At 66.5% G+C, this 21,329-nt stretch carries 21 protein-coding genes and 1 pseudogene; 9 read left to right on the top strand and 13 right to left on the bottom strand.

Features of this window, described 5'->3' with window-relative positions:
• The first annotated feature begins 258 nt into the window (after positions 1-258).
• Complete coding sequence (locus tag ABD830_RS36975; protein WP_344998076.1) at positions 259-879, top strand: SMI1/KNR4 family protein; 621 nt, start codon at positions 259-261, stop codon at positions 877-879.
• Positions 880-1,545: 666 nt separating this feature from the next.
• On the opposite strand, the gene ABD830_RS36970 is transcribed toward ABD830_RS36975, so the two are convergent.
• Both ABD830_RS36970 and ABD830_RS36965 read right to left on the bottom strand, forming a co-directional pair.
• Positions 1,546-2,127 (bottom strand): hypothetical protein, encoded by a 582-nt coding sequence (locus ABD830_RS36970; protein WP_344998074.1) that lies wholly within the window; start codon positions 2,125-2,127, stop codon positions 1,546-1,548.
• Between the two features lie 172 nt (positions 2,128-2,299).
• Complete coding sequence (locus ABD830_RS36965; protein ID WP_344998072.1) at positions 2,300-3,553, bottom strand: IS110 family RNA-guided transposase; 1,254 nt, start codon at positions 3,551-3,553, stop codon at positions 2,300-2,302.
• Between the two features lie 483 nt (positions 3,554-4,036).
• Here ABD830_RS36965 and ABD830_RS36960 point away from each other — a divergent pair.
• A pseudogene (locus tag ABD830_RS36960) lies at positions 4,037-5,470 on the top strand (IS481 family transposase); the annotation flags it as partial.
• Positions 5,471-5,927: 457 nt separating this feature from the next.
• On the opposite strand, the gene ABD830_RS36955 reads toward ABD830_RS36960, so the two are convergent.
• From ABD830_RS36955 to ABD830_RS36935, 5 genes are all read right to left on the bottom strand, one after another.
• Positions 5,928-6,755: an inositol monophosphatase family protein gene (locus tag ABD830_RS36955; RefSeq protein ID WP_344998069.1), complete on the bottom strand. Its 828-nt coding sequence runs from the start codon at positions 6,753-6,755 to the stop codon at positions 5,928-5,930.
• Positions 6,752-7,378: a DUF5919 domain-containing protein gene (locus ABD830_RS36950; protein ID WP_344998067.1), complete on the bottom strand. Its 627-nt coding sequence runs from the start codon at positions 7,376-7,378 to the stop codon at positions 6,752-6,754. The genes ABD830_RS36955 and ABD830_RS36950 overlap by 4 nt, the downstream gene beginning before the upstream one ends.
• Positions 7,379-7,532: 154 nt before the next feature.
• Positions 7,533-8,354, bottom strand: a complete 822-nt coding sequence (gene istB / locus ABD830_RS36945) for an IS21-like element helper ATPase IstB (protein ID WP_344987494.1) — start codon at positions 8,352-8,354, stop codon at positions 7,533-7,535.
• Positions 8,354-9,577, bottom strand: a complete 1,224-nt coding sequence (istA, locus tag ABD830_RS36940) for an IS21 family transposase (protein ID WP_344987496.1) — start codon at positions 9,575-9,577, stop codon at positions 8,354-8,356. The genes istB and istA overlap by 1 nt, the downstream gene beginning before the upstream one ends.
• A 25-nt stretch (positions 9,578-9,602) precedes the next feature.
• Complete coding sequence (locus ABD830_RS36935) at positions 9,603-9,818, bottom strand: hypothetical protein (RefSeq protein WP_344998065.1); 216 nt, start codon at positions 9,816-9,818, stop codon at positions 9,603-9,605.
• A 785-nt stretch (positions 9,819-10,603) separates the two neighbouring features.
• Between ABD830_RS36935 and ABD830_RS36930 the strand changes: the two genes are divergently transcribed.
• A complete protein-coding gene (locus tag ABD830_RS36930; RefSeq protein WP_344998063.1) occupies positions 10,604-11,335 on the top strand; it encodes a GntR family transcriptional regulator in 732 nt (243 codons plus the stop codon).
• A 5-nt stretch (positions 11,336-11,340) separates the two neighbouring features.
• On the opposite strand, the gene ABD830_RS36925 is transcribed toward ABD830_RS36930, so the two are convergent.
• Positions 11,341-11,796 (bottom strand): hypothetical protein, encoded by a 456-nt coding sequence (locus tag ABD830_RS36925; RefSeq protein WP_344998061.1) that lies wholly within the window; start codon positions 11,794-11,796, stop codon positions 11,341-11,343.
• Positions 11,797-11,969: 173 nt separating this feature from the next.
• Here ABD830_RS36925 and ABD830_RS36920 point away from each other — a divergent pair, with 173 nt between their 5' ends.
• The 5 genes from ABD830_RS36920 (at position 11,970) to ABD830_RS36900 (ending at position 14,567) form a co-directional block, all read left to right on the top strand.
• Positions 11,970-12,377, top strand: a complete 408-nt coding sequence (locus tag ABD830_RS36920) for a plasmid replication, integration and excision activator (protein WP_344998059.1) — start codon at positions 11,970-11,972, stop codon at positions 12,375-12,377.
• Complete coding sequence (locus ABD830_RS36915; protein WP_344998057.1) at positions 12,377-12,652, top strand: hypothetical protein; 276 nt, start codon at positions 12,377-12,379, stop codon at positions 12,650-12,652. The genes ABD830_RS36920 and ABD830_RS36915 overlap by 1 nt, the downstream gene beginning before the upstream one ends.
• Before the next feature lie 132 nt (positions 12,653-12,784).
• Complete coding sequence (locus ABD830_RS36910) at positions 12,785-14,194, top strand: FtsK/SpoIIIE domain-containing protein (RefSeq protein WP_344998055.1); 1,410 nt, start codon at positions 12,785-12,787, stop codon at positions 14,192-14,194.
• The gene (locus tag ABD830_RS36905; RefSeq protein ID WP_344998053.1) at positions 14,191-14,343 is read left to right on the top strand and encodes a hypothetical protein; all 153 of its coding nucleotides are present in this window, start codon (positions 14,191-14,193) and stop codon (positions 14,341-14,343) included. Before ABD830_RS36910 ends, ABD830_RS36905 begins: the two co-directional genes overlap by 4 nt.
• A 29-nt stretch (positions 14,344-14,372) precedes the next feature.
• Positions 14,373-14,567, top strand: a complete 195-nt coding sequence (locus tag ABD830_RS36900; RefSeq protein ID WP_344998051.1) for a hypothetical protein — start codon at positions 14,373-14,375, stop codon at positions 14,565-14,567.
• 99 nt (positions 14,568-14,666) lie between these two features.
• Here ABD830_RS36900 and ABD830_RS36895 read toward each other — a convergent pair whose 3' ends face one another.
• The 3 genes from ABD830_RS36895 to ABD830_RS36885 are packed head-to-tail and all read right to left on the bottom strand — an operon-like array spanning position 14,667 to position 18,065.
• A complete protein-coding gene (locus tag ABD830_RS36895; RefSeq protein ID WP_344998049.1) occupies positions 14,667-15,455 on the bottom strand; it encodes an amidohydrolase family protein in 789 nt (262 codons plus the stop codon).
• Between the two features lie 13 nt (positions 15,456-15,468).
• Positions 15,469-16,569 carry an alpha/beta hydrolase gene (locus ABD830_RS36890; protein ID WP_344998047.1) on the bottom strand — a complete coding sequence of 367 codons (1,101 nt, stop codon included), beginning with the start codon at positions 16,567-16,569 and terminating at the stop codon, positions 15,469-15,471.
• Complete coding sequence (locus tag ABD830_RS36885; protein ID WP_344998045.1) at positions 16,566-18,065, bottom strand: FAD-dependent monooxygenase; 1,500 nt, start codon at positions 18,063-18,065, stop codon at positions 16,566-16,568. The genes ABD830_RS36890 and ABD830_RS36885 overlap by 4 nt, the downstream gene beginning before the upstream one ends.
• Before the next feature lie 143 nt (positions 18,066-18,208).
• Between ABD830_RS36885 and ABD830_RS36880 the strand changes: the two genes are divergently transcribed.
• Positions 18,209-19,111 carry a LysR family transcriptional regulator gene (locus tag ABD830_RS36880; protein WP_344998043.1) on the top strand — a complete coding sequence of 301 codons (903 nt, stop codon included), beginning with the start codon at positions 18,209-18,211 and terminating at the stop codon, positions 19,109-19,111.
• Here ABD830_RS36880 and ABD830_RS36875 read toward each other — a convergent pair.
• Both ABD830_RS36875 and ABD830_RS36870 read right to left on the bottom strand, forming a co-directional pair.
• Positions 19,061-20,179, bottom strand: coding sequence for a DUF3500 domain-containing protein (locus ABD830_RS36875; RefSeq protein WP_344998041.1), 1,119 nt, complete (start codon positions 20,177-20,179; stop codon positions 19,061-19,063). The genes ABD830_RS36880 and ABD830_RS36875 overlap by 51 nt on opposite strands.
• Positions 20,180-20,205: 26 nt before the next feature.
• Entirely contained in the window at positions 20,206-21,267 is a 1,062-nt protein-coding gene (locus ABD830_RS36870; RefSeq protein WP_344998039.1) for a zinc-dependent alcohol dehydrogenase, read from the bottom strand.
• Positions 21,268-21,329: the final 62 nt, after the last annotated feature.

The raw sequence follows: 21,329 nt of genomic DNA, 5'->3' as shown, positions 1-21,329 counted from the left end.
GGGAATCGAACCCGCGCTGTCAGCTTGGGAACCGGCTACTGATCTTGCCGTCCTGAGCTGGGAAAACGGGGATGCAGGTCAGAGCGGATTGCTTGCTCGTGAGTGACCGCGGCTGCCCGCCTGTTCTGGCACGGATCTGGCACGCGATCGATGCCTTCATGTTGTGGCATTGTCGGCCGGAGCTGGCAGCATGCAGCCTTATGGACGTGGACGACTTCAGGTTCTTCCTCCAGCGGTCCCGCACGCGGAGTGCAGATCATGACCGAGGATGAGATCTTCGAGGCGATACGGTCAGACGCTGGGCCCGATGTCCTACCGGTGGCTTCGTGCGAGGCGGTCGCTGAGGCTGAAGAGGCCATTGGGTACCCGCTTCCTTCGCTGCTACGGCGGTTGTATCTGGAGGTGGGAAACGGAGGTTTCGGTCCTCGGGGTGGCATCATCGGTGTCCGGGGCTACGACTTCTGGAGCAGCGATATCTTCGCGGACATCACTGAATCGGCTGTGGAGTTTCACACCGAGTCCTCCGGACGACGGGCGGGCATGATCCAGTTGTTGGACTGGGGGTGTGCAATCGCGTCGTTGCTGGATTGCCGTGATCCTGAGGGTGCGATGTGGGGATGGGATCCCAACCTGTGCTGCTTGGATCATGCGCTCTTTCCTCAGGACATCACCTTCGCGTCGTGGCTCGCGGAGTCGATTGGCCGCGACTTCGCCGAGCCCTTCTATGACGGTTACTTCGAGGTCTCGTCGCAAGATGAGCCAGGGAGCGCGGTGAGCACCATCGGAGAAGAGGATGAACCGTGCATGTGGTTGCCACCCGTCTGGGTGAAAGGCAGGAAGGCCGGCATCTGGGAGCGCCGTCACCAGTCCGATGACTGACGGATTGGTTTCGTGAGCGAGTACGGGGTCCAGTTCGGGAGGAGCGCTTCCATCAGGATCTGGCCGGGGCGATCAAGAAGGCGCAGGTCTCCGATTTCGCATCCGACCTGGACTCTCGTACTGAGAGCGGGTGACGGGAATCGAACCCGCGCTGTCAGCTTGGGAACTGCAGGGATCGCGGCACGTGAGGGCTCTGAGCTGGGCGGAAGCCTGGTCGTGAGTGACCGTGATTGACCCCTCGTTACCCTGCCTAATTGCACGCTAATTGCACGGTGATCGGCCCGCCACCAGGTGTTTCCGCGCGCCGCGCACCCGCCGCCCACCGGATCATCCCGTCTGCCGTCGGCCCGCCCGAAGGGGAAGCGGGCCAGGGCCATGGGGACAAGGTGGAGCGCCCAACTGGACGAACGACCTTGGCCCCATGGCCCTGGTCTGCTCGGCTTGTTCCGGGTCGATGGTAGGCGGGATGATCCGGCCTCTACCTCGGCCACTCACGGTCCAGGTGAAAGGCAACGGCCATCCCGGAGTCGGAGGCCCCGCCGGAGGCTGCTTGAACAGAACTCTGTCAGGAGGGGCGGCGTGGGATTACGACATCACGGCGAAGCGTTCATGTCGCGCTGCGGCGTACAGGGCGCTGAGCCTGGCCGCGTCGGCGATGCCAACTGATTACCAATGGTCCCAGCCCTCAGAGCCGTACCAATGGTCCTTCAGGTAGCGGTAGCTGTCGTCGGATGTCTCGTCTGGCTCGCCGGAGGGTAGCCAAAGGAACCCCTTATTGTCGTGCAAGAACCAGTCCTGGACTCCGAACTGTGCACTGCCAGGGATCTCTTCCCCACTCTGGAGATCTGAATATGGCCATCCGCCACAGACGTAGTACAGGCCCACCCATTGGCAAGGCTCTTTGCGATCGGGATTGTCGACCACAGCTTGGACGTAAGCTTTCATGCTTGGTTCGGAGAGCGTGAAGCGGATCCAAAACGGCGCGTCGGTAATGAGAGCAAGCAGGACTCCGGCGGCAACAAACCACGGCCAGAACCAGCGACTGCCGAGGCCGCCGGTCAACGTTCCCTTGCGGTCGGCCCATACCATCCGGATCCCCCAGTAGGCGAGCAGGAGCAAGCCGACGGGGATCGTGAACAGGAACATCTCCGGCCCGTACCAGTAGGGGTAGCTGGCCCATATCAAGATGACGGCTGCCGCCGCTGAGAAGACGGCCAGAAAGGGCAATCCCGGCGGCTTGTTGATCACGGCGCTACCTTATTGCCGTCCAGTGACACAGGACAGCCTGCGCGGCTGACTTTGTGCGGCGGTGCGGCGCTCGGGCGTCGCTCCCGGTAAGTATTGCGCGGTCGTGCTACGGCGATGCCCCGCGCGGCGCGCCGTCCGGGACCGGCCCCCAGACATCCCATGCGCTTAGATGTCAAGCCGCGATCTTGGATGTCTTTTCCGATCTCTGCCGGGGCTCGCCTTCCGTGCGATGCGACCAGGCGGTTGCTTCGTCGTATTTGGTGCGTGTTTTCAGGCATCCGTGGAGGATCCCCACGAGCCGGTTGGCGAGTTGGCGCAGAGCTGCGTGATGACCTACGTCGCGTGTTCGCAGCTCGTCATAGTAGGCGCGGGCACCTGGTGAGGCGCTCAGCGCGGCGAATGCCTGAGCCCCCAGGGCATCGATGAGCCTGTCGTTGTGCACGAATCGTGCCAGCACGACCTTCTTCTTGCCGGAGGCCCTGGTGATCGGGCTGGTCCCGGCATAGTTCCTGCGGGATTTGGCGTTGTCGTACCGGTCGGGGTCGTCGCCGAACTCACCCAACACCCGGGCACCGAGTAGGTGTCCCAGCCCAGGTTGGCTGAGGTAGATCTCAGCGTCCGGGTGCCGGCCAAAATGTGCCTCGACCTGGTCTTCCATGGTCTTGATCTGCTCGTTCAAGGTAGCCAGGATCGCTGCTTGGGCGCGCACCGAGGCGGCGTATGCGGCAGTGACGACCTCAGGCTGGCTCAGATGGCGAGCCTGCAGAGCCACCTGTATCGCCGCTGCCTTGTCGGCCACGTTACGCCGCCGGGCTCGCCTGAGTGCCGCGCTGATCTGCTCAAAGGTCAGTTCGGCCGCCGAAGCCGGATCTGGTGCCGTAACCAGCAGTTCCAGGGTGTCTGCCCTGGACAGATCATCGAAGGCGGCCAGAGCTGCGGGAAAGTACTCTCGCAGTGCATGGCGTAGCCGCTGCACGTGGCGGGTGCGCTCCCAGACCAGCGTCTTATGCGCCCGGGCCACCACCTTGATCGCCTCCCCCTGAGGAGTATCACCGGCGATCACGCGATGCTGGTGCCGATCGGTTCGCACCATGTCGGCCAGTGTGCGCGCGTCCGCGGCATCACTCTTGGCCCCCGATACGCTGTGCCGCTCGCGGTAACGTGCCACCGACAACGGATTCACCGCATACACCCGGTAGCCCGCCGCGATCAACGCCTGCACCCACGGACCTCGATCGGTTTCAATGCCGATCACCACCTGATCCGCCTCTACGCCCTCAGCCACATGCCGGCCGATCAACTCATGCAGTTTCGCGATCCCGGCAACGCCTTCCTCCAACCGCGCCTTGCCCAGCCGTCGCCCCGTCTCGTCTTGCAACTCGACATCATGGTGCTCCTCAGCCCAGTCATCCCCGACGAACAGCACCTCAGTTCCTCCTACCCATGGACGGCAACCTGGTTCAGCAGCTCGCGGGAGGACTGTCCCAACCTAATGATCTAGTGCTCAAGACCGACTGCCTGGCACGACATCCCATCAGCGATCAACCCTCCCGACCACCGACAGGGGCACGATCTGGGGGTAGAACTCCCGAAAGGTCCCGGCCGCACGAGTGCTCACCTGCCGACGGCTACTGTCACCGAGTCTGCCCCAGCTCGAAGCCGACCCGGTAGCTCTCATTAGGCCGCACGCGCAGCGCGGCGGCGCTGGCGCGGGGCGTACGGCGGCGCGCCGCGCCGCCGCTTGATACTTACAAGAGCTATTCGGCAGTGTGCAGGCTGTGTCTCGTGTCCTGTCTCGCTTGATGGTTGACACACTGGCCTCGCTTGATGCTTGACACCTTGATCGTTATCTGTGCCTGCTCGTGGCGTTATCGACGCTTCGGGGGAGGCTCGGGTGGCATTGGTGGAGTTGAGCGTCGTGGAGCAGCGGTATCACGCGGTGATCGAGGTGTTGTCCGGAGCGAAGGTCACCGACGTGGCCGGCCGTTACGGGATCTCGCGGCAATCGGTGCACTCCTGGGTGCGCCGCTATGAAGACGGCGGCCTGGCGGGGCTGGCCGACCGCTCGCATGCGCCGAAGGCCCATCCGATGCAGACCCCGGCCGCGGTGGAGGCGCTGATCTGCGAGCTGCGGCGGGCTCATCCGCGGTGGGGGCCGCGCACGCTGTTGTGGGAGCTGGGGCGGCGCCGGGTGGAGCCGTTGCCGTCGCGGGCGAGCATCTACCGGGTACTGGTGCGCAACCATCTGATCGAGCCGGTCACCAGGCGGCGCAGGCGCGAGGACTACCGGCGTTGGGAGCGGCCGGGGCCGATGCAGTTGTGGCAGATGGACATCATGGGCGGGCTGCTGCTGGCCGACGGCAGCGAGGCCAAGCTGATCACCGGCGTGGACGATCATTCCCGGTTCTGTGTGATCGCCTCGGTGGTGGCCCGGCCGACCGGGAGGCTGGTGTGCGCGGCGTTCGCCGCGGCGATGCGCGCTTATGGGGTGCCGCTGGAGGTGCTGACCGACAACGGCAAGCAGTTCACCGGTCGATTCGGCGGGCCGAAGGCGGGCGAGGTGCTGTTCGAGCGGGTCTGCCGGGAGAACGGCATCAAGCTGCGGCATACCGCGCCGCGGACTCCGACCACCACCGGCAAGATCGAGCGGTTCCATCAGAGCGTGCGCCGCGAACTGCTGACCGAAGCGCTGCCGTTCGCCTCGCTCGAGGCCGCCCAGGCCGAGCTGGACGCCTTCGCCGAGCACTACAACACCGCCCGACCGCACCAGGCCCTGGCGATGGCCTTCCCCGCCGACCGGTTCTTCACCGAACGCAGCGACGAGCAACGCCGGGCCGAGCGGGAACTGCCGCTGCAGTTGCCCGCCAACCTGACCACGGTGACCGCTCCCGCTCCTGCAACCGCTCCTGCGGCGCGGCCCGCCGCCACGTCCGCGGATCTCCCGGTCCCGGCCATCAATCACTCTGATCAGTCCGAACGGCCAGAGCCCATCCTGACGAGCACGGTCGATCCGCTGTTGCGCCAGGCGATCGAGGTCGATCGGGTCGTGCCCGCCTCGGGCAACCTGTCGATCGGTGGCCAGCAGCTCTGGCTCGGCCCCGACCGGGCGGGCCTGCCGATCACCTTGTGGATCAGCACTCAGCGGCTGCACGTGTTCACCACCGGCGGTGGCCGGCTCAAGAGCGTGGCCTCCCGGCTGACCGTCAAGGACCTGGCCGCGTTGCTCGCCTCGGGGCAGGCTCGCCCGGCGCCGGACGACCCCGTCGCCGAACCGCCGATCGAGGTGAGCGCCGTCGAGGTCGACCGGCAGGTCAGCTCGATCGGCACGATCAGCCTGGCCGGCCGGGCCTTGTGTATCGGCGCCCACCTGGCCGGCCGCCGCGTCATCGTGAGGCTGGACGGCATCACCGCCCGCGTCATGGACGAGCAGCGCCTGCTGCTGCGCGCCGTGTCCTGCCCGCTCCCGCTCGGTGAGTGCGTCTCCCTGCGCAACGCCCGCCCCGCCGGGTCACCGCCCGGCGCTCCGACCGAGCCCGTCACTGTCCAGCGGGTGGTCTGCAGCCGCGGCCACTTCCAGGTGGTCGGGCAGAAGATCCAGGTCGGCCGGGTTCATGCCCGCAAGATCCTGGACGTGACCGTGGACGATACCCACATCACCGTGCACGACAACGGCGAACCGGTCCGCGTCGTGCCCCGAACCACCACCCAGGAGGTCACCCGGATCAAGTCCCAGGCGCATACTAAGAAGCGAAAGATCGGCTAGGAGTGTCAAGCATCATCCGATGCCAAAGCGTCAAGCATCAAGTGAGATCAGACAGCAGGCTGTGTCTCGTGGACTTGCGGGTCTCGGCGATGAGTTCGATCAGAGAGGCCATGAGCTTGGGACCTGCGGCGATGGTTGCGCTGGCTGTCATGCTGTGGGGGCTGCCGTCGATGTCGATCACGTTGGCTCCTGCTTGGCGGGCAATGGTGACGCCTGCGGCGGTGTCCCAGGGGTTGTTGCTGAGCATGATGGTGGCGTCGATCTTGCCGTGTGCTACCCAGGCTAGGTCGATCGCGGCTGAGCCGAACATGCGAATGCGCTGGACGCGTGCGGCTAGCTCTTGAGTGAGGGCGAGGCGGGGACGGTTGCGCTCCTGGGCGTTCTCGCCTACCGCGTAGTCGCCGATGGCCACGATGGCGGTTTCCAGGTCGCGGGCATCGCTCACCTGGATGGGGGACTCGTTGGCTTGGGCGCCCGCTCCTTCGGCTGCTGTGTAGCGGATGTCGAGGAATGGCAGGTCGATGATGCCGAGGGTGGGCATGTCGTTGTCGACCAGGCCCAGGGATACGCCGCAGAGCGGAATGCCGTGCAGGAAGTTGGCCGTCCCGTCCACTGGGTCCAATGCCCACATCAGGTGGTCGCCGGTGCGGCTCATGCCCTCCTCTTCGCCGAGGAATCCGATCTCGGGTGTCTCTCGGGTCAAGAACTCACGTACGGCGTGTTCTACGGCGTAGTCCACCTCCGTGGCCATGTCGCGGTCGCCCTTGGCGGTGACCGCACCGGGGACCTGCGTGCGAATGATGTCGCGGGCGATGGAGACGGCTTGTTCGGCGATGGGGAGGAGGGCGCGGGCTTCGATGGTCATATGGGCTTGCTCCGCTCCCACATCTCGCTGATCACTTGGTCGAAGACGGGGAACAAGCCTTCTGCGGCGGTGTTGTCTCTGATCACGAGCGTGGGGGAGTCGACTCCGCGGGCTTGCGGGAGGTAGGGCTGCACGACGCAGAGGGCTCGGTCCACGATCAGGATGTTGAAGCGGATCGTCTCGTCGTAGACGTGAAGTTCGAGGCGCTGGGACGATGTGGGGTCGAGCCGGTCGCGCAGTCTGGTGAGAACGCTGATGTTGAGCGCGGTAAGGGTCGTGAGCGTGTTCTCCACATGGCCCTCTTCTGCTTCGCGGGCACGGATCGCCGTGCCGTTCGGATCAAGGAAGAGGCAGCGAATTCGGGTGCCTGACTCCAACAGACGCCTGAGCTGGTGATCGGGATAGTTCTGGCAGAGCATGTTGAGCGACAGGCCCGCGGCGTTGATTTCCCTGGCGCTGTCGAGCAGGGTCGATGCCGGATAGGCCGAGGAGAAGGTGGAGCGGCTGCTGAACACGGCGGTCACATCGGCCATGTGCGGCAGAGCGCTGATATCGGCTGTGGGGCCGGCGCCTGTGGCTGGCTTGGGCTCTGTCCTCGGTTCAGGCTCCTCGACGGAGTTCACGGGAGAGAACAGCTCGTGGACCGACCTGCCGGGGAACATCGCTTCCAAGACGCGGCAGTGGTCGGAGTACGGCAGGCCCTTGAGTTTGTCAACGACGGCCGAATTCTGACCCCCTGACGACGGTTGAATCTTGACCCCCTGATGTTGTCGTTGGCTACTGCTCGTGCTCGGATCGGGCTGGTGGAACCCGGCCCAGGTCGCGGTTCTTCAGCCGGTAGCTGTCTCCCTTCAGTGAGATCACTTCGGCGTGGTGGACGAGGCGGTCGATCATGGCGGCGGCGACCACGTCGTCGCCGAATACCTCGCCCCAGCGTCCGAAGGGCTTGTTGGACGTGACGATCAAGCTGGCGCGTTCGTAGCGGCTCGAGACCAGCTGGAAGAACAGGTTGGCGGCCTCGGGCTCGAATGGGATGTAGCCGACCTCGTCCACGATCAGGACCGGGATGCGGGCCAGCTTGACCAGCTCGTCCTGCAAGCGGCCGACGGTGTGCGCGTCGGCCAGGCGGGCCACCCACTCGGCCGCGGTGGCAAAGGCGACCCGGTGACCGGCCTGGCATGCGCGGATCCCCAGCCCGATCGACAGGTGCGTCTTGCCGGTGCCGGGCGGGCCGAGGAAGACCACGTTCTCCCGGGCGGTGACGAAGTCCAGCGTGCTCAGATGGGCGATGGCCTCGCGTTTGAGTGAGCGCTGGTGGTCGTAGTCGAAATCTTCTAGAGCCTTGCGGGCCGGGAAGCGGGCGGCGCGGATGCGGGCCTCGCCGCCGTGGGAGTCGCGGGCGGCCACCTCGCGTTGCAGGCAGGCGGCCAGGAACTCCTCATGCGTCCAGGACTCGGCGCGGGCTCGTTCGGCCAGCCGTTCGACGGCCGCGGCCAGCGACGGCGCCTTCAGCACCCGGGTCAGATAGGCCAGCTCGGCGGCAAGGTTGCGGCCATTCGCGGCCGCCGCCGACGCGGTGCTGGTGGTTCGTGTGGCCATCACGCCACCGTCTCGATGCCGAGCAAAGCGTCGTAGTCGCTGAGCTGGCGTTGTTCCACCTCAGTGTCGATCGGCGTGGCCACGGCCTGCAGCCTGGCTGAGCGCAGCGCCGCCGCGGCCCGGGCGTGAGCGGGGTCGGTGAGCGTCTGGTGGGCGTCCCAGCAGCGCTCGTGCCGGGCCATCACCTGGCCGGCGCAGGTCACCGTGACGTGCTCCAGGTCGGCGACGACCTCGACCAGGCGGCCGATCGCGGACGGGTGAACGGAGTAGTCGTTGGAGGCGACGCGCACGTAGTGATCGCGCGCCAGCCGGGTCGCGCTGCGCCAGCCCACGGTCGGCGGCACTGGCGGCAACGCGACCATCGCCGCCCGATCCGCGCCGATCCGGTCCGCCGGACGGCAGTCCAGACGGCGATGATGGCGCTGGTTGGCTCGCTGCAGCCAACCCTCCAGCTGGGTGTTGAAGTCGTGCGGGCCGGTGAAGGCGCGGCCCGGCAGGAATGAGGTCTCCAGATAGCCGTTGGCCCGCTCCACCAGCCCTTTGGCTTCCGGATCGGCCGGCCGGCACTGCAGGATGCGAGCGCCCAACGTGCCGCGGAAGGCTTCGGCGTCGCGGGTGAGCTGCGGGCGGCCGCCTTTCCATGCCCCGATGGCGCCCTCGTTGTCCCACACGAGAGTCTTCGGGGTGGCGCCGAGCAGGGACAGCAGCGCCCACATCCCAGCGAACAGATCCCCCGCTGCGCGGGAAGGCAGCATCCGGGCCAGCAGCCAGCGCGAGTAGCCGCAGACCAGGACCAGCACCGGCAGGCTCATCCCGCGGCCGGGCCCGACCGGGATGCGGGCCGGCGGGAACCATAGATCGCATTGAGCCAGCTCGCCCGGCTGGTAGCTGGTGCGCGAGGCCGGATCGACGGGCCGGTACTCCGGCCGGATCTGCCGGATGCGGTCCTTGAGCACGGTTATCGACCGCTGCCAGCTGATCCGCTCGGCGATCACCGTCGCGGGCATGTCCGGCCACTGCCGCAGCAGCTGGCGGATCTGCGGTTCTACCGCATCCACGATCGACTTCTTACTTGGCCGTTGATACTTCGGCGGCTCCTCGGCCGCCAATGCCCGCCGCACCGTGTTCCTGGCGATGCCCAGATGCCGCGCGATCGCTTTGATCGGCATGCCCTCGGCCCGGTGCAACCGGCGGATCTCCGCCCAGTCCTCCACCTTGATCACCCTCCAGAGTGAACTGCAAGGGGGGTCAGATTTCGGCCGTCGCCTGGGGGTCAGTATTCACGCGTCGTCGACAGAGTTCGCCAGTCAGCCAACGGTGGAGTTGTGCGCGGCTTGGCCATCCGCCCTGCAGCGAAGGGTCAACCTTCTTGGCAGCCTTGTCGTACTCCTTACAGAACGTGCTGTATGTCTGCCAGTGGCGTTGCGTGAGCAGCTTCTTCAACAGGATCTGCTGGTCAGTCATGATCCGTGCCTCGGGCTGGGGGCCATATGAGCCCAGGTTAGCGACGGAGACGAGCTCGGACGAGACAAAGACGAGACGAAGTGAGACGAGAAGATCACAGACGGTACTCGCGGGCGATCGAGACGTGACAGGTCCTGGGGCAATCCTCGATCCATGACTGCGGAATGCGACTCCTGCTCGGGACGGGGCTGGAAGTACGTGAGCCTTCGCCGGACCATGGTGGCGGCTCAGACATCCGGTGACGTTGACTCCGGTGAGCGGCACAAGGGCGCTTGCTGGCGCTGCGACGGGACCGGCACGGTTGGAGCGCAGTCATGATCGTGCGTACTGGCTGCCTGAGTCCTCATGTCGTTGCTGTCCAGCCGGATCACATGCGTCTGGTCTGGCGGGAGCCCTATAAGGGTGAGGATCGAGTCCGCGTTTTCGCCTGGACGTGCGAGTGCGAGGACACCGTGTACGAGCTGTGTCATGCGGCCGGTCTCGCCCATATCCGTAGGAGGCGGCTCGTCAACGGAGCGACAGAGCTCCGCGAGACGTATCGGTGGCGGTTGGGGGAGGCGCACAGCGTCTGGGGCGCAATCCTGGGCGGGCAGGCCCGATAGGCGGGGCGTGGTGGCGTGATCAACCGGGTATTCATGCCGTCGCGCCTTGTGGCGGTGGGGGGCTTCTGTAGCGCAGTCAGGTAGTCCCCCACCAGTCACCCCACGCTTCCTCTTCCCAAGGGGGAGACAGACAGCTCGACTCGAACTAGTCTTTACGACAAGTCGAGTTGTTGGATGGTCGTCATGTCGTCTGAAGAGTTCGCCCCGCCGAAGTACGCCCAGATCGTGCAAGCAATCAGGCAGAAAATCGCGGACGGGACCTATCCTCCTGGCTCGTTGTTGCCTTCGGAGACGCAACTCGTCCGTGAGTTCCGAGTAAGCCGTCCGACCGTCGTACGGGCGCTTCAGGTTCTTCAGCTTCGTGGCGTCATCGAGAGAGAGCACGGCAAGGGCTCCTTCGTAAAGGCGACTCCGCCCGGATCGCCGGAAGAGAACACCCGGCCCGGACGGGCCGTCCTGGATCGGGTGGAGGCCGACGAGAACGGCTCCGTCGTCGATGCGGGACCTTTCGCTGCCGATGCGGTTGTGGCAAAGCTGCTCGACGTGCCCAAGGGATCCCCCGTGGTTCGCCGGCGCGTCCTGTTCCGCGATGTTGAGCGGCCAACTGACCTGGTCACTCTCTGGTGTTCAGCCCATCAGGCCGACGACACGCAGCTCGGCGAGGCGGCGCCGCTCACTTCCGGCATCAGGCAGCATCTTCAGACGAGGAAGGGCCTCAAGCTCCAGCATGTCGTCGAGCGGTTGAGTGCCCGGCATCCTTCAGCCGATGAGGCCAAGCTCCTTGAGCTACGCAAGACCGCTCCGGTTCTCGGGGTGCTGGCGAGCGTGTTCAACGGTGGCGGACGGCCTGTAATGGTTGTTGATCTGGTGATGCCGGGCGATCTTCACGAGCTTGAGGATTCGTACTCGCTGTAGGGCGCTCAGGTGTCGTAGGAGCCGTCCCAGGGTGGATAGAAGCCGATGTTATCGGGATAGAGCTCTGCGTGCTCGTTGCCTTCGTAATCTTCCAGGATGAGGCCGAACACTACGCCGTCGAACTCCAGCCGAAATGGGCGGATGGCGATGTCGCCGAACTCGACGTCGGGGAGTTCGGCGAGCCATTCGCTCAGTCGCTGGACCGCGGCATCCACCGACTCCCTGTGCCTGTCGTCGGCTCCGGTGCACTCGATGCGCGAGTCAAGGTAGCTGCCATCAGGGCTGAAGCGGTGGAGGATGGCGTACCACCGCTTATGGGACAACCAATCCTCGGTCATTGAGTAGCCCTCCCGGAAGGCGGCTACGACCCCGCCAAGGAACTGACCGTCGCGCCACTGGCCGATGTGGTCGGTGTGATAGTCGGGCTCATATGAAATCGGGATGACCTCGGGATACGTCACGCCCCGAACCGTAGTCACCTTGTACGACAATCTCCTGCTTTGCCCTTCTCGAACGGCTGACGCTCTCAAATTGATTCGCTAACTCGTGTTGTCGAGTGCTCGAAACTGGGGTACCTTCATGACAACTCGACAAGACGAGTTAGCGACAAGACGACTATCTAGGAGCAAGCCTCATGGCACTGCAAGGTCCCATCCCCGTCACGTTCGACATGGTCTTCCCGCACGGCTGCTACATCGTCGGCGAGGTCGAGCCGGTCAAGGACTTCGACGCCTCGACCAACGGGCGCTTCGTTCAGTCCCGCGACAAGCAGAGCGGAGAGCTCGTCTGGCAGGTCAGCGTCATGGACGCCGATCCGTCGCTCAAGGCCGCTCAGAAGACCGTGTCCGTGAAGATCCTCAACCCGGTGCAGCCGGTTCCTCCGGCGCCCATGGCTGGACTGCCGTTCACGCCGGTCGAGTTCGACCACATGACCGTCACGCCGTACGTCAACCAAGCAGGAAGGCTGGCGTACTCGATCAAGGTTCGCGAGATGCGCGCTCCTCGTCCCGCTGGCAAGGCGACCGCTAAGGACGCGGCGTGATGAGGCGGCGCAAGGGTTACCCGGCCAGCACGATCAATCTCAAGGTCGGTCAGGGCGCAGATGTGCGTAACCACCCGTATCCGCAGAGGTCGCCGGTCCTGGGGCTGGTCTTCGGCGGCACTCAGATCCTCGTCACCACATCTGCGAACGATCACGTCACCCTCGACGACGTCGAATTCGCTCGGAGCCTGGCGCGTGAGGCCGCCATGTTCGCGGGTGCGGTGGAGCGCATGTTCCACGGGCTCCCGAACGGCTCGGGGGTGGCGGGTCGATGACTCTCAGCCCGTACACCAAGGCCACCGCTGGCGAGGCGGCCTGATGTTCAGCGGGGCCGCAGGAAGCGGCAACTTCCGGCGGCCCCTCGGTCTTCCTCACACACGCGACATGCATGGAAGGACTTCACCCTAATGTTCAAGAGGATGCCCGGCGACGAGCCGCACCGCATCGTCTCCACCACCCCCGACACGGCGGTGGTCTTCAAACCGGCCGTGGTGCGAACCCCGGCCATCATCGCCCTGGTCATCTTCGCCGCTCGATTCGTCGCCGGCCTTGTCCGCCTCATCTGGCGGCATCCCGTGGCTCTGGCCGTGATCGCCGTTCCGGGCGCGCTCTGCTTCGTGTACGGCTGGCGCGTCGCGCTCCTGCTCGTCGCTCCTGCTCTCGCTGGTCTGGGCGCATGGGCGGTCCTCGACAGGCCGACGTTCACTCGATGGGTCGGCTGGCGGGTGACGGCGTTCGTGCGCTGGTTCTGGATCTATCGGCGACACTGGCAACCGGTCATGACCGTGTCCGGCCTGGCTCGGCACATACGCGGGCGGGAGTACGTTCCGCGGCTGGTCAAGGTCACCTCCGACTCGTGGGCCGACCGGGTCACCGTCCGGATGCTCGACGGTCAGGCGGTCAAGAACTGGACCGACAGGATCGAGAACCTGTCCCATGGCTTCGGGTCGGAGACCTGTCGAGTCTCGGTGGCCAAGGCCGGTCGGCTCGTACTGACCTTCCCTCGCCGTGATCCGCTGGCCACGCCCATACCGGCGCTTCCCATCCCGGATATACCGACGGTGGGGCCGATTGAGATCGGCAAGCTGGAGGACGGGTCCCCCTGGCTGTTGCGGCTGCACGGAACTCACGTCCTGGTCGCCGGTGCCACCGGGGCAGGCAAGGGCTCGATCATCTGGTCAGCGGTCCGCGGGCTCCTACCAGCCATGTGGGCGGGCCTGGTGGAGATCTGGGCGCTCGACCCCAAGCTGATGGAGCTGTCGTACGGCAAGGCGCTCTTCGGCGGCCGGTACGCGGCTGATCCCGCTGACTGCGCTGACCTGCTCGACGAGGCGGTGAGTGTCATGCACAAGCGCGCCGCTCGCTTCGCTGGAGTTCAGCGCTCGCACGCACCCACCCTCGACGACCCCTTCATTCTGGTCGTGGTCGACGAGGTGGCCTTCCTGACCGCCTACCAGTCCGACAAGCAGCTCAGGCAACGTATCTCCGCCGCCCTGGCCACCCTGACCACTCAGGGGCGGGCGGTCGGCGTCGGGGTGCTGGCGGCTCTCCAGGACCCTCGGAAGGAGGTCATGAACATCCGCAATCTCTTCCCGGACAAGATCGCTCTGCGCCTGGACGAGTCGGAGCAAGTGGACATGGTGCTCGGTGACGGGGCGCGGGATCGCGGTGCGCTGGCTGATCTGATCTCTCCTCGTCCGGAGCGGGGCGCGGGCGTCGGATACGTCCGGCTGGAGACCAGCCCTGACCCGATTCGTGTGCGGGCGGCGTACGTCTCCGACGAGGACATTCGTGCGATGGTCGGTGAGGTCCGATGACGCTGGCTCACTTTCTCGATGGCCTGCGCTGCTCCGTCTGCGGCGTGCTCAACGTCCTGCGGCTCGACCCGCTGCGTGGCCTGGTCGAGTGCTCCGAGTGCGGACAGACCGCGCTCACGTTCCCCGAGATCGGAGAGGAGGTCCATTGACCGACCGCAAGACTCCACGCGCTGTCCGCATGGCTCAACCGCTCGCCCGCGACGTGGCCGAGGAGATCGCCAAGCTCTACGGCGTCTGTATCCGGCCCGTGGCGCTCAGGCGGCTCGACATGACGACCGGGAAGTCAGAGGCCGGATCGATCGTGGTGGTAGGCGGTTGCTGCGGATTCGACGGGTCAGACGTGAGCATGGGCACTCCAGGGGCGGGGGTGTGACCTGTCACACAGCTGCAAGTGGACCGCAGGAAGGGTTGCGCGCGCCAAGACCGGCTAGCTCGGTCCGGCATAGGAGGCGCCTATACCGGAAGCGGCATTTCAGCGCCAGCCGATCCAGTTGGCCAGGCCACGGCCCATGAACAGCTCGAGGTCCTTGCCCTTCAGCCAGGGCAGTTCTTCGGTGAACATCGTCACGCATTCGCGCCACGTGCAGCGCATACGGGTGATGTCGGTGCCCCAGAACATCCGCTCGGCGCCGAAGGCGTCGAACACCCGGCGCAGCAGATCATGGGTGCTCGCGTACGGATACTCGTCGGTGGCCATGCTGGGGACGGCCGTGGCTTTGACGGCGATGTTGGGCTGGTCCGCCAGGGCGAGCAGGGCGTCCAGGTGCGCGGCGGCTTCCGGCAGCTTCTCGAAAGGGCTGGCCGCCAGGTGGTCCATCAGCAGCCGCATCTGCGGATAACGCGCGGCGATGTCGCCGATGAGGGGCAGATGCTGGGGCCACACCATCAGTCCCACCGGGAGCTCACGCTGGTTGGCTGCCTCCCACAACCAGTCGAGCTCGCCGGGGTCTGTCGCCATCAGGACGAACCGCAGCCCCAGCATCCCCGGTTTGTCGAGCCAGTGATCGACGAGCGACTCGTCCGCCGTTTCGTCGAGGGGAAACCAGCCTAGGGTCGCGAATCGATCCGGGTGCTGCCGCGCCGCTTCGACGGCGTAGTCGTTAGCGCCGGGGTCCCAGATCGCCGGGCAGTTGACGGCCCGGTCGATTCCGGCTTCGTCCATGTCGCGCAGGGCGTTCTCGATGGTGTACGGCGCGCGCCAGTGATGCGGCGGTGCGTTGTCACCTTCCCACAGGTGGATCTGGGCATCGATGATCTGCATAGGGTGACCTCATTCAGCTCAGGCGGGCTCTCAGCCAGTCGGCCATCAGCACGTCGCGGTCGTGCTGGTGGTTGTAGACGCAGTGTTGACCGTCGGAGAAGACGACCATCTGCTTGTCGTCGGTCGGTGCTTGATTCAGCAGCACTTCGCCCAGGTCCACCGACACCAGGGGGTCCTGGCCGCCCTGCACGATCAGCAGTGGGTAGCCGGCGTTGGGACCGTCGGCGGCGGGAGTCACGGTCTTCCAGGCGTCCAACGCCTTGTCAGCATCCTCTGTGCCGCAGAAGGCCACCATCTTGGAGAAAAAGGTGCCGATGGTCGGCGGGACCATCCATGGGGCGAGGATGCCGCCGTTGCCGCAGCACGCGCCGATCCGTGGGTCGTCCACCGCAACGGCCATGGCGAAGCTGCCGCCCATGCTGTTGCCGATGATGCCGATCGGGCGACCCGGGGCGCGCTCCTCGAGGAAGTCGATGGCGCTGCCGTACGGCTGACGCCACTGCGGGGACATATAGTGCTCGTGCTGGAATCTCGTCTCGCCCTGTCCCGGAGCGTCGAGCATCAGCGCGTCGACGCCGCGCGCCGCGAGTGCTTCGCCGAGGCTGTCGAAGTCCATGGCCCAGCCCTCGATTCCACCGATGACGATGGCCGAGGCGCCGGCGGCCTCGCCGGCGGGGATGAGCCAGCCCGCGAGCATGCCGTGATCGGTCTTGATGGAGATGCGCTTGCGATCCCCGGCCAGCTCGGCGGCTTGTGCGTACAGTTCCGCTGCGTTGGCGTAGATGGCCCTGCGTTCGGAGGTGTCGGACAGCATCATCATCTGGCTCATGCGCAGCAGGGCTGACGCCCGACGAAGGTAGCCGATCCGCGTGACACGGGAAGCGTCTTGGACCTGCTCCAGGCAGACGTCGGCGAGCTCGGTGGCCGCCGATCGCCAGTCCTGGCCGTCGAGCACGCGGGCGCGCAGCTCGATGGCATCGGCGTAGTTGACGCCGTATCCGATGGTGCGTTCGAGCGAGAACTGGCGCAGCGCTGCCTGCGACTCGATCGAGAGCTTCGAAGTGATCTCGTCGGTTTCTGCCCGGCTCCCGGTGTACTCACGTGTCACGATCACCTGGAATCCTTGTCGTCGAGTTTCGGCAGCATGAGCTGGGCATGTTGGTCCAATGCGGCGTTCCAGTCGTCGCGGGTGACGTAGGCGATGTAGCCGTCGGGCCGCACCAGGATGTGGGCCGGTGCCTGAATGCCGTAGGGAACCGCGCCCGATGGGATCGCCACGGTCGTCAGCGGCGCACCGCGATCGGGCCAGCTGATGTGGTCCAGGGCGTCGATCGCGGCGGCACCGATCGCGATCAGCGTGAAGTGCGGACCCCGGAACAGGTCGAAGAGCCGCCCGGAGCGCCCCTGGGCGTCGGTGTAGCTGGCATCCGGCGCGCGGTCGCCGGCGCCGACGAGTTGCTCGCCACCGGATGGAGCCAGAGGGCCGCCGCGGTAGGTGAGCGTGAGCTGTCGTTCCTCGTCACCGCGCTTGACGGCGGTCAGGGGCCGATCGCTCATGCTCGCGTAGAGCTCGCTGGACAGGCCGAGCACCCGGGCGGCGACGGGCTGCCGCTCTGCCTCGTAGCTGTCGAGCAGGACGTCCGGCGCTCCGGCCAGCACCTGGGCCAGTTTCCAGCCGAGGTTGTAGGCGTCCTGGACGCCGGTGTTCAGCCCCTGCGCACCGGTGGGCGGGTGAACGTGGGCGGCGTCCCCGACGAGGAAGACGTTCCCGGCACGGTAGCGCTCGGCCAGCCGGATGTTCGGCCGCCAGACCGAGGCCCAGTGGATCTCCCGCACGCGCAGCTTGGCCAGGCCCACGAACTCCTGGACGAGGCGATTCACCGCGTCCTGGCTCAGGTCGACCTTTTCCTCCGGACGGAGTTTGAGCATGAGCTGGAACTTCTCGCTGCCGGGCAGTGGGCACAGCGCCATGAATCGGCCCTTGTTGCGTGGCCAGACGTGCCAGCGCCTGCGCGACAGGCCGCTGAGCGTCACGTCGGCGACGATCATCCGGTCCGTTTCGTCGGTCGTCCCGACGAAGTCGATCCCCGCGGTGAGACGCACGGTGCTGGCGCCGCCATCGGCGCCCACCAGGAAGCGGGTGTGGATCTGTTCGGTGCCGCCCGATCCTTCGACGGTCGCGACGATGCCGTCGGCGGTCTCTTCGTAGGAGAGCAGGCGGGTGCCGTACTCCACAGCGCCGCCGAGCTCCTCCAGTCGTCGCCGGATACACGCGTCGGTCTCGTACTGCGGCACCAGCATGGTGTTGGGGTAGGGCACGTCCTCGGTCGCCTTGTGGCGCCGGTACATCACCCAGGGCAGGGTGAGCGGGCCGACGTGGAGGCCGAGCAGCGGGTAGAGCGTGCCGCGCGACTGAAGCTCGGGCAGGACTCCGAGATCGTCGAAGACCTCCAGCGTCCTGGGCTGCACGCCCTTGGCGCGGGAGCCCTCGAAGCCGTGCTCGGCCGCGTTGACGATGCGGAAGCGGATCCCGCGACGCTGCAGGTCGCAGGCCAGCGCCAGGCCGGCGGGCCCGGCGCCGACCACTAGGACCTCGATGTGCTCAGTCATGCTGCTCACCTCACTTTTCGGCTACAGTGTATCCGAAATATCGCCGTGCGGCTTTCCCTATGGTGGGCGGGACCGCCGAAAACCGTCCAATATCGGCTACGACTAGGAGTTATAGGCACTGCCTATGGCCTAATGTGGCCTGCATGCGCCTTCGCCAGCTCGAATATTTCATCGCCATCTGTGAGCACGGCTCGTTCAGCGCGGCAGCCAACCACCTCCTCGTCGCTCAGCCGTCGTTGTCGCAGCAGATCAGGGCATTGGAGCGCGAGCTTGGCGCCGAACTCCTTGAGCGCGGGCGCCAGGGAGTCGGGCTCACCGCCGCCGGTCGCGTGTTCCTGCCCAGGGCCCAGGCGGTGATCGGAGCGGTCGAGGCCGCCCGCAAGTCGGTGGCGGACCTGGTGAGCGGTGAAGAGGGAGAGCTGCACGTGCTGACCATCCGGTCGGTCGCCTCCGGGGTCCTGCCCGTGAGCATGGTGCGCTGGCACGAGCAGCACCCCGGCACGATGCTTCGGCTACACGACTTCTCCCATCGCAAGGACCTGGAGTCGGCGATGCGCGAAGGGCGTGGCGACCTGGCGATTGGACCGCGCCCTAGCGACTGGGACGGCGAGATGGTGTCCCTCGGCTTCGAGAGCCTGGTCGTGGCCGGCCGCGGCCCCTACGACAGCGAGCGTGCCACGGTGGCGGAACTCGGTGCTGCGAAGTGGGTGCACTACGAGCCAGAACAGGGGATGACGGAGGTCCTCGACTGGGCGGCACGCTGTCTCGACTTCAGCCCGCGGGTGGTGGCCCGGGTAGGCCAGGTGGCCGCCGCGCTGCGACTCGCCGTCGAAGGCGTCGGCTTCACCGTGATCCCGGCGAACGCCGTACCGCACGGATGGAGTCAGCATGTACGGCAGGCGGAGCCGCCGCTCTACCGCGAGATCGTCGCCTACAGCCGGGGCTCGATGGCGCAACTGACTCAGCGGTTCGTCGACCTGCTCACTTCGGTGGAGCTACCGCTGGTCAACCCCGCGGAGCTCCCAGCCGATGCCCTGATCCGCTGAGAGGCCGAAATCCCCGGCTGGATCGCGCCACACCGAGTGCGCGTGGTTGGCGCCCCGTTGCGTGTTGTCGTACTCGACGAGGAGCCGCGGGCCGGTGAGGCGGTAGTAGTGCGGCTGGCCTGGGGTGAGCTCGCCGGCCCAGCCGAAGTGGATCGCGTCCAGCCGTGCGTCATCTGCGTATCGACGGCGGAGGGCAGCAGCGAGCGGCTCGGGGGAACGGTCGGTGTAGGCGGCGATCAGGTCGTGGAGCAGGCCGCGCTGATCGGCCGTCATATCGGCGGCGGCGATGCCAGGCGAACCCAGACCGAGCGCCATCCGCTCATGGTCTGCCGGGGAGTAGCCGGATCCGGCCTCGGCGGCCTCGTCGATACGGTCGACGAGATCGGCCAGGCGCGGAGTCGGCAGAGGACCGCGGAACAGGTCCTGCATGTGCATCATCTGGTCGCCACGGCTGAGGCGCGCGCGGTTGCCCGAGACGATGTCGGAGATCGCCCGCGGATGCAGCAGGGCTTGGGCACGCTCCTGCTCTCCGAGCGATGTCATCAAGGTCCGGGCGAGGTCTTCTGTCCCGCCGAGCGGGCGCAGCTCACCCACCAGAAGCGGCGATGACGCCGGATCGGCGCCGATGAATGACGGCGTGGCCGCGGCTATACGTTCGTCGCGCATCAGTAGGTTGACCGACAGGTGGTGGCCGCCGAAACGCCAGCCCCAGGTGGCGTCGCCGGGATGCCCGAAGACGCGGACCCAGTACAGCCCCGGATCGCGCCCGCGGACCCGGCCCCAATCGACGGTCCACCCCTCCGCCTCGTCGAGGACGTTCTCCAAGCCGATTACGGTGCAGGCGGTGACGTACGCCTGCCGGGTCAGCCCCGTGGCCAGGAGCTGCATGGCCAGGCTCTGCTGCACCGGTGACAGTTCGCCGAGCGCGACCCCGCCGTGGTCGGTAGGGGTGTAGAACCACCGCACCCGTTCTGCCTCGACGTCCTGGTCGCCGAACGGAGTCCAGCAGGCGCGCGCTCGCGTTTCCGGATCGAGTGAGTCGAGCAGGTCGGTGGCCAAGTGGACCATCCGACGGACCAGGTCATGGTGCCCGCTCACTGGGAGATGTCCAGCATCACCTTGAGGGCGTCGCCACGCCGCTCGGCGTAGGTGTCGAACGCCTCCGCCACCGCATCGAGGGGGAAGTGATGTGTCACCAGGCTGTCGGTGTCGATCCGGCCCTGGCCCGCCAGCGACAGGGCCCGGGCCACCGACCCGGAGCCCTCCCCGCGTACGGTGTGGAGCGTGATGCCGTTGATGACGGCATGATTCAGGTCAGCGGTGACCGGCTGGTCGAAGAATCCGACCAGCACGACGCGACCACCACGCTTGACCATCCGCAGGGCGTCGTCGACCGCCGGCCCGGCCCCCGAGCACTCAAGGACGACATCCACTCCGTGTCCGCCTGTTGCGGCCCTGATCTGCGAGACGGTGTCGCCATCAGTGACGTTCAGGACGAGATCGGCCCCGAACCGCTTGCCGAGTTTGAGTCTGGACTCGCGCGTCCCGGCCAGCGCCACAAGCTCAGCCCCCAGTTGCTTGGCGACCTGTACGGCGAGCAGGCCGATCGGACCGGGGCCGAGCACGGCGACCCGAGCGCCGGCCAGCAGGTCGGCGAGGACGTCGAAGGCGTGCATCACGGTGCCCACGGTCGTCAGGACGACACCGGCGTCGAAGCTGACGCCCGCCGGAAGGCGGTGGAGTGCGGAGACGTGGTTCAGGGCGTACTCGGCGAACCCGCCGTTGACCGTCATGCCCTGGGTGCGGTGCCCCCTGGCCCGCACGCCGTAGTTGAGGCAGTCCGTGTAGGCGCCGCGCAGACAGTTGGCGCACCGCATGCATCCGCGGTGGGCCTCGGATACGACCCGGTCGCCGATCCGGAGCTCGTCCACCGTCGAGCCGACGGCCACCACGACACCGGCGTACTCATGGCCCGGCACGAAGGTGTCAACCGGCGGGCCGCCGTCCTTGAAGAAGGCCCTGCTGCGGATCTTGAGGTCGGTGCCGCACAGAGACGCACGGCGCACCTGCACCAGCACGTCCTCCGGCCCGGGCTCGGGTACCGGAAGCTCTCTTATGCGGACCTGACCGGGCTCACCGAGAACAGCTGCTCTCATCACGGCTCCAGTGTGGGGTTCACGCTGTTGAGGCGTCCAAGACGTTTGTCGGCTCGATCCCA

It is taken from the genome of Nonomuraea helvata, assembly GCF_039535785.1.
In the GTDB taxonomy this organism is placed as follows: domain Bacteria; phylum Actinomycetota; class Actinomycetes; order Streptosporangiales; family Streptosporangiaceae; genus Nonomuraea; species Nonomuraea helvata.
This window is presented reverse-complemented; position numbering and strand designations above follow the sequence as displayed.

Bases quoted from the DNA above. Each gene is read 5' to 3' on its own strand.
- ABD830_RS36885 (WP_344998045.1), bottom strand. From the start codon at position 18,065: ATGACTGAGCACATCGAGGTCCTAGTGGTCGGCGCCGGGCCCGCCGGC.
- ABD830_RS36875 (WP_344998041.1), bottom strand. From the start codon at position 20,179: ATGGTCCACTTGGCCACCGACCTGCTCGACTCACTCGATCCGGAAACG.
- ABD830_RS36895 (WP_344998049.1), bottom strand. From the start codon at position 15,455: ATGCAGATCATCGATGCCCAGATCCACCTGTGGGAAGGTGACAACGCA.
- ABD830_RS36935 (WP_344998065.1), bottom strand. From the start codon at position 9,818: ATGACTGACCAGCAGATCCTGTTGAAGAAGCTGCTCACGCAACGCCAC.
- istB (WP_344987494.1), bottom strand. From the start codon at position 8,354: ATGGCCACACGAACCACCAGCACCGCGTCGGCGGCGGCCGCGAATGGC.
- ABD830_RS36900 (WP_344998051.1), top strand. From the start codon at position 14,373: ATGGCTCAACCGCTCGCCCGCGACGTGGCCGAGGAGATCGCCAAGCTC.
- ABD830_RS36930 (WP_344998063.1), top strand. From the start codon at position 10,604: ATGTCGTCTGAAGAGTTCGCCCCGCCGAAGTACGCCCAGATCGTGCAA.
- ABD830_RS36920 (WP_344998059.1), top strand. From the start codon at position 11,970: ATGGCACTGCAAGGTCCCATCCCCGTCACGTTCGACATGGTCTTCCCG.
- ABD830_RS36955 (WP_344998069.1), bottom strand. From the start codon at position 6,755: ATGACCATCGAAGCCCGCGCCCTCCTCCCCATCGCCGAACAAGCCGTC.
- ABD830_RS36905 (WP_344998053.1), top strand. From the start codon at position 14,191: ATGACGCTGGCTCACTTTCTCGATGGCCTGCGCTGCTCCGTCTGCGGC.
- ABD830_RS36880 (WP_344998043.1), top strand. From the start codon at position 18,209: ATGCGCCTTCGCCAGCTCGAATATTTCATCGCCATCTGTGAGCACGGC.
- ABD830_RS36870 (WP_344998039.1), bottom strand. From the start codon at position 21,267: ATGAGAGCAGCTGTTCTCGGTGAGCCCGGTCAGGTCCGCATAAGAGAG.
- ABD830_RS36915 (WP_344998057.1), top strand. From the start codon at position 12,377: ATGAGGCGGCGCAAGGGTTACCCGGCCAGCACGATCAATCTCAAGGTC.
- ABD830_RS36910 (WP_344998055.1), top strand. From the start codon at position 12,785: ATGTTCAAGAGGATGCCCGGCGACGAGCCGCACCGCATCGTCTCCACC.
- ABD830_RS36975 (WP_344998076.1), top strand. From the start codon at position 259: ATGACCGAGGATGAGATCTTCGAGGCGATACGGTCAGACGCTGGGCCC.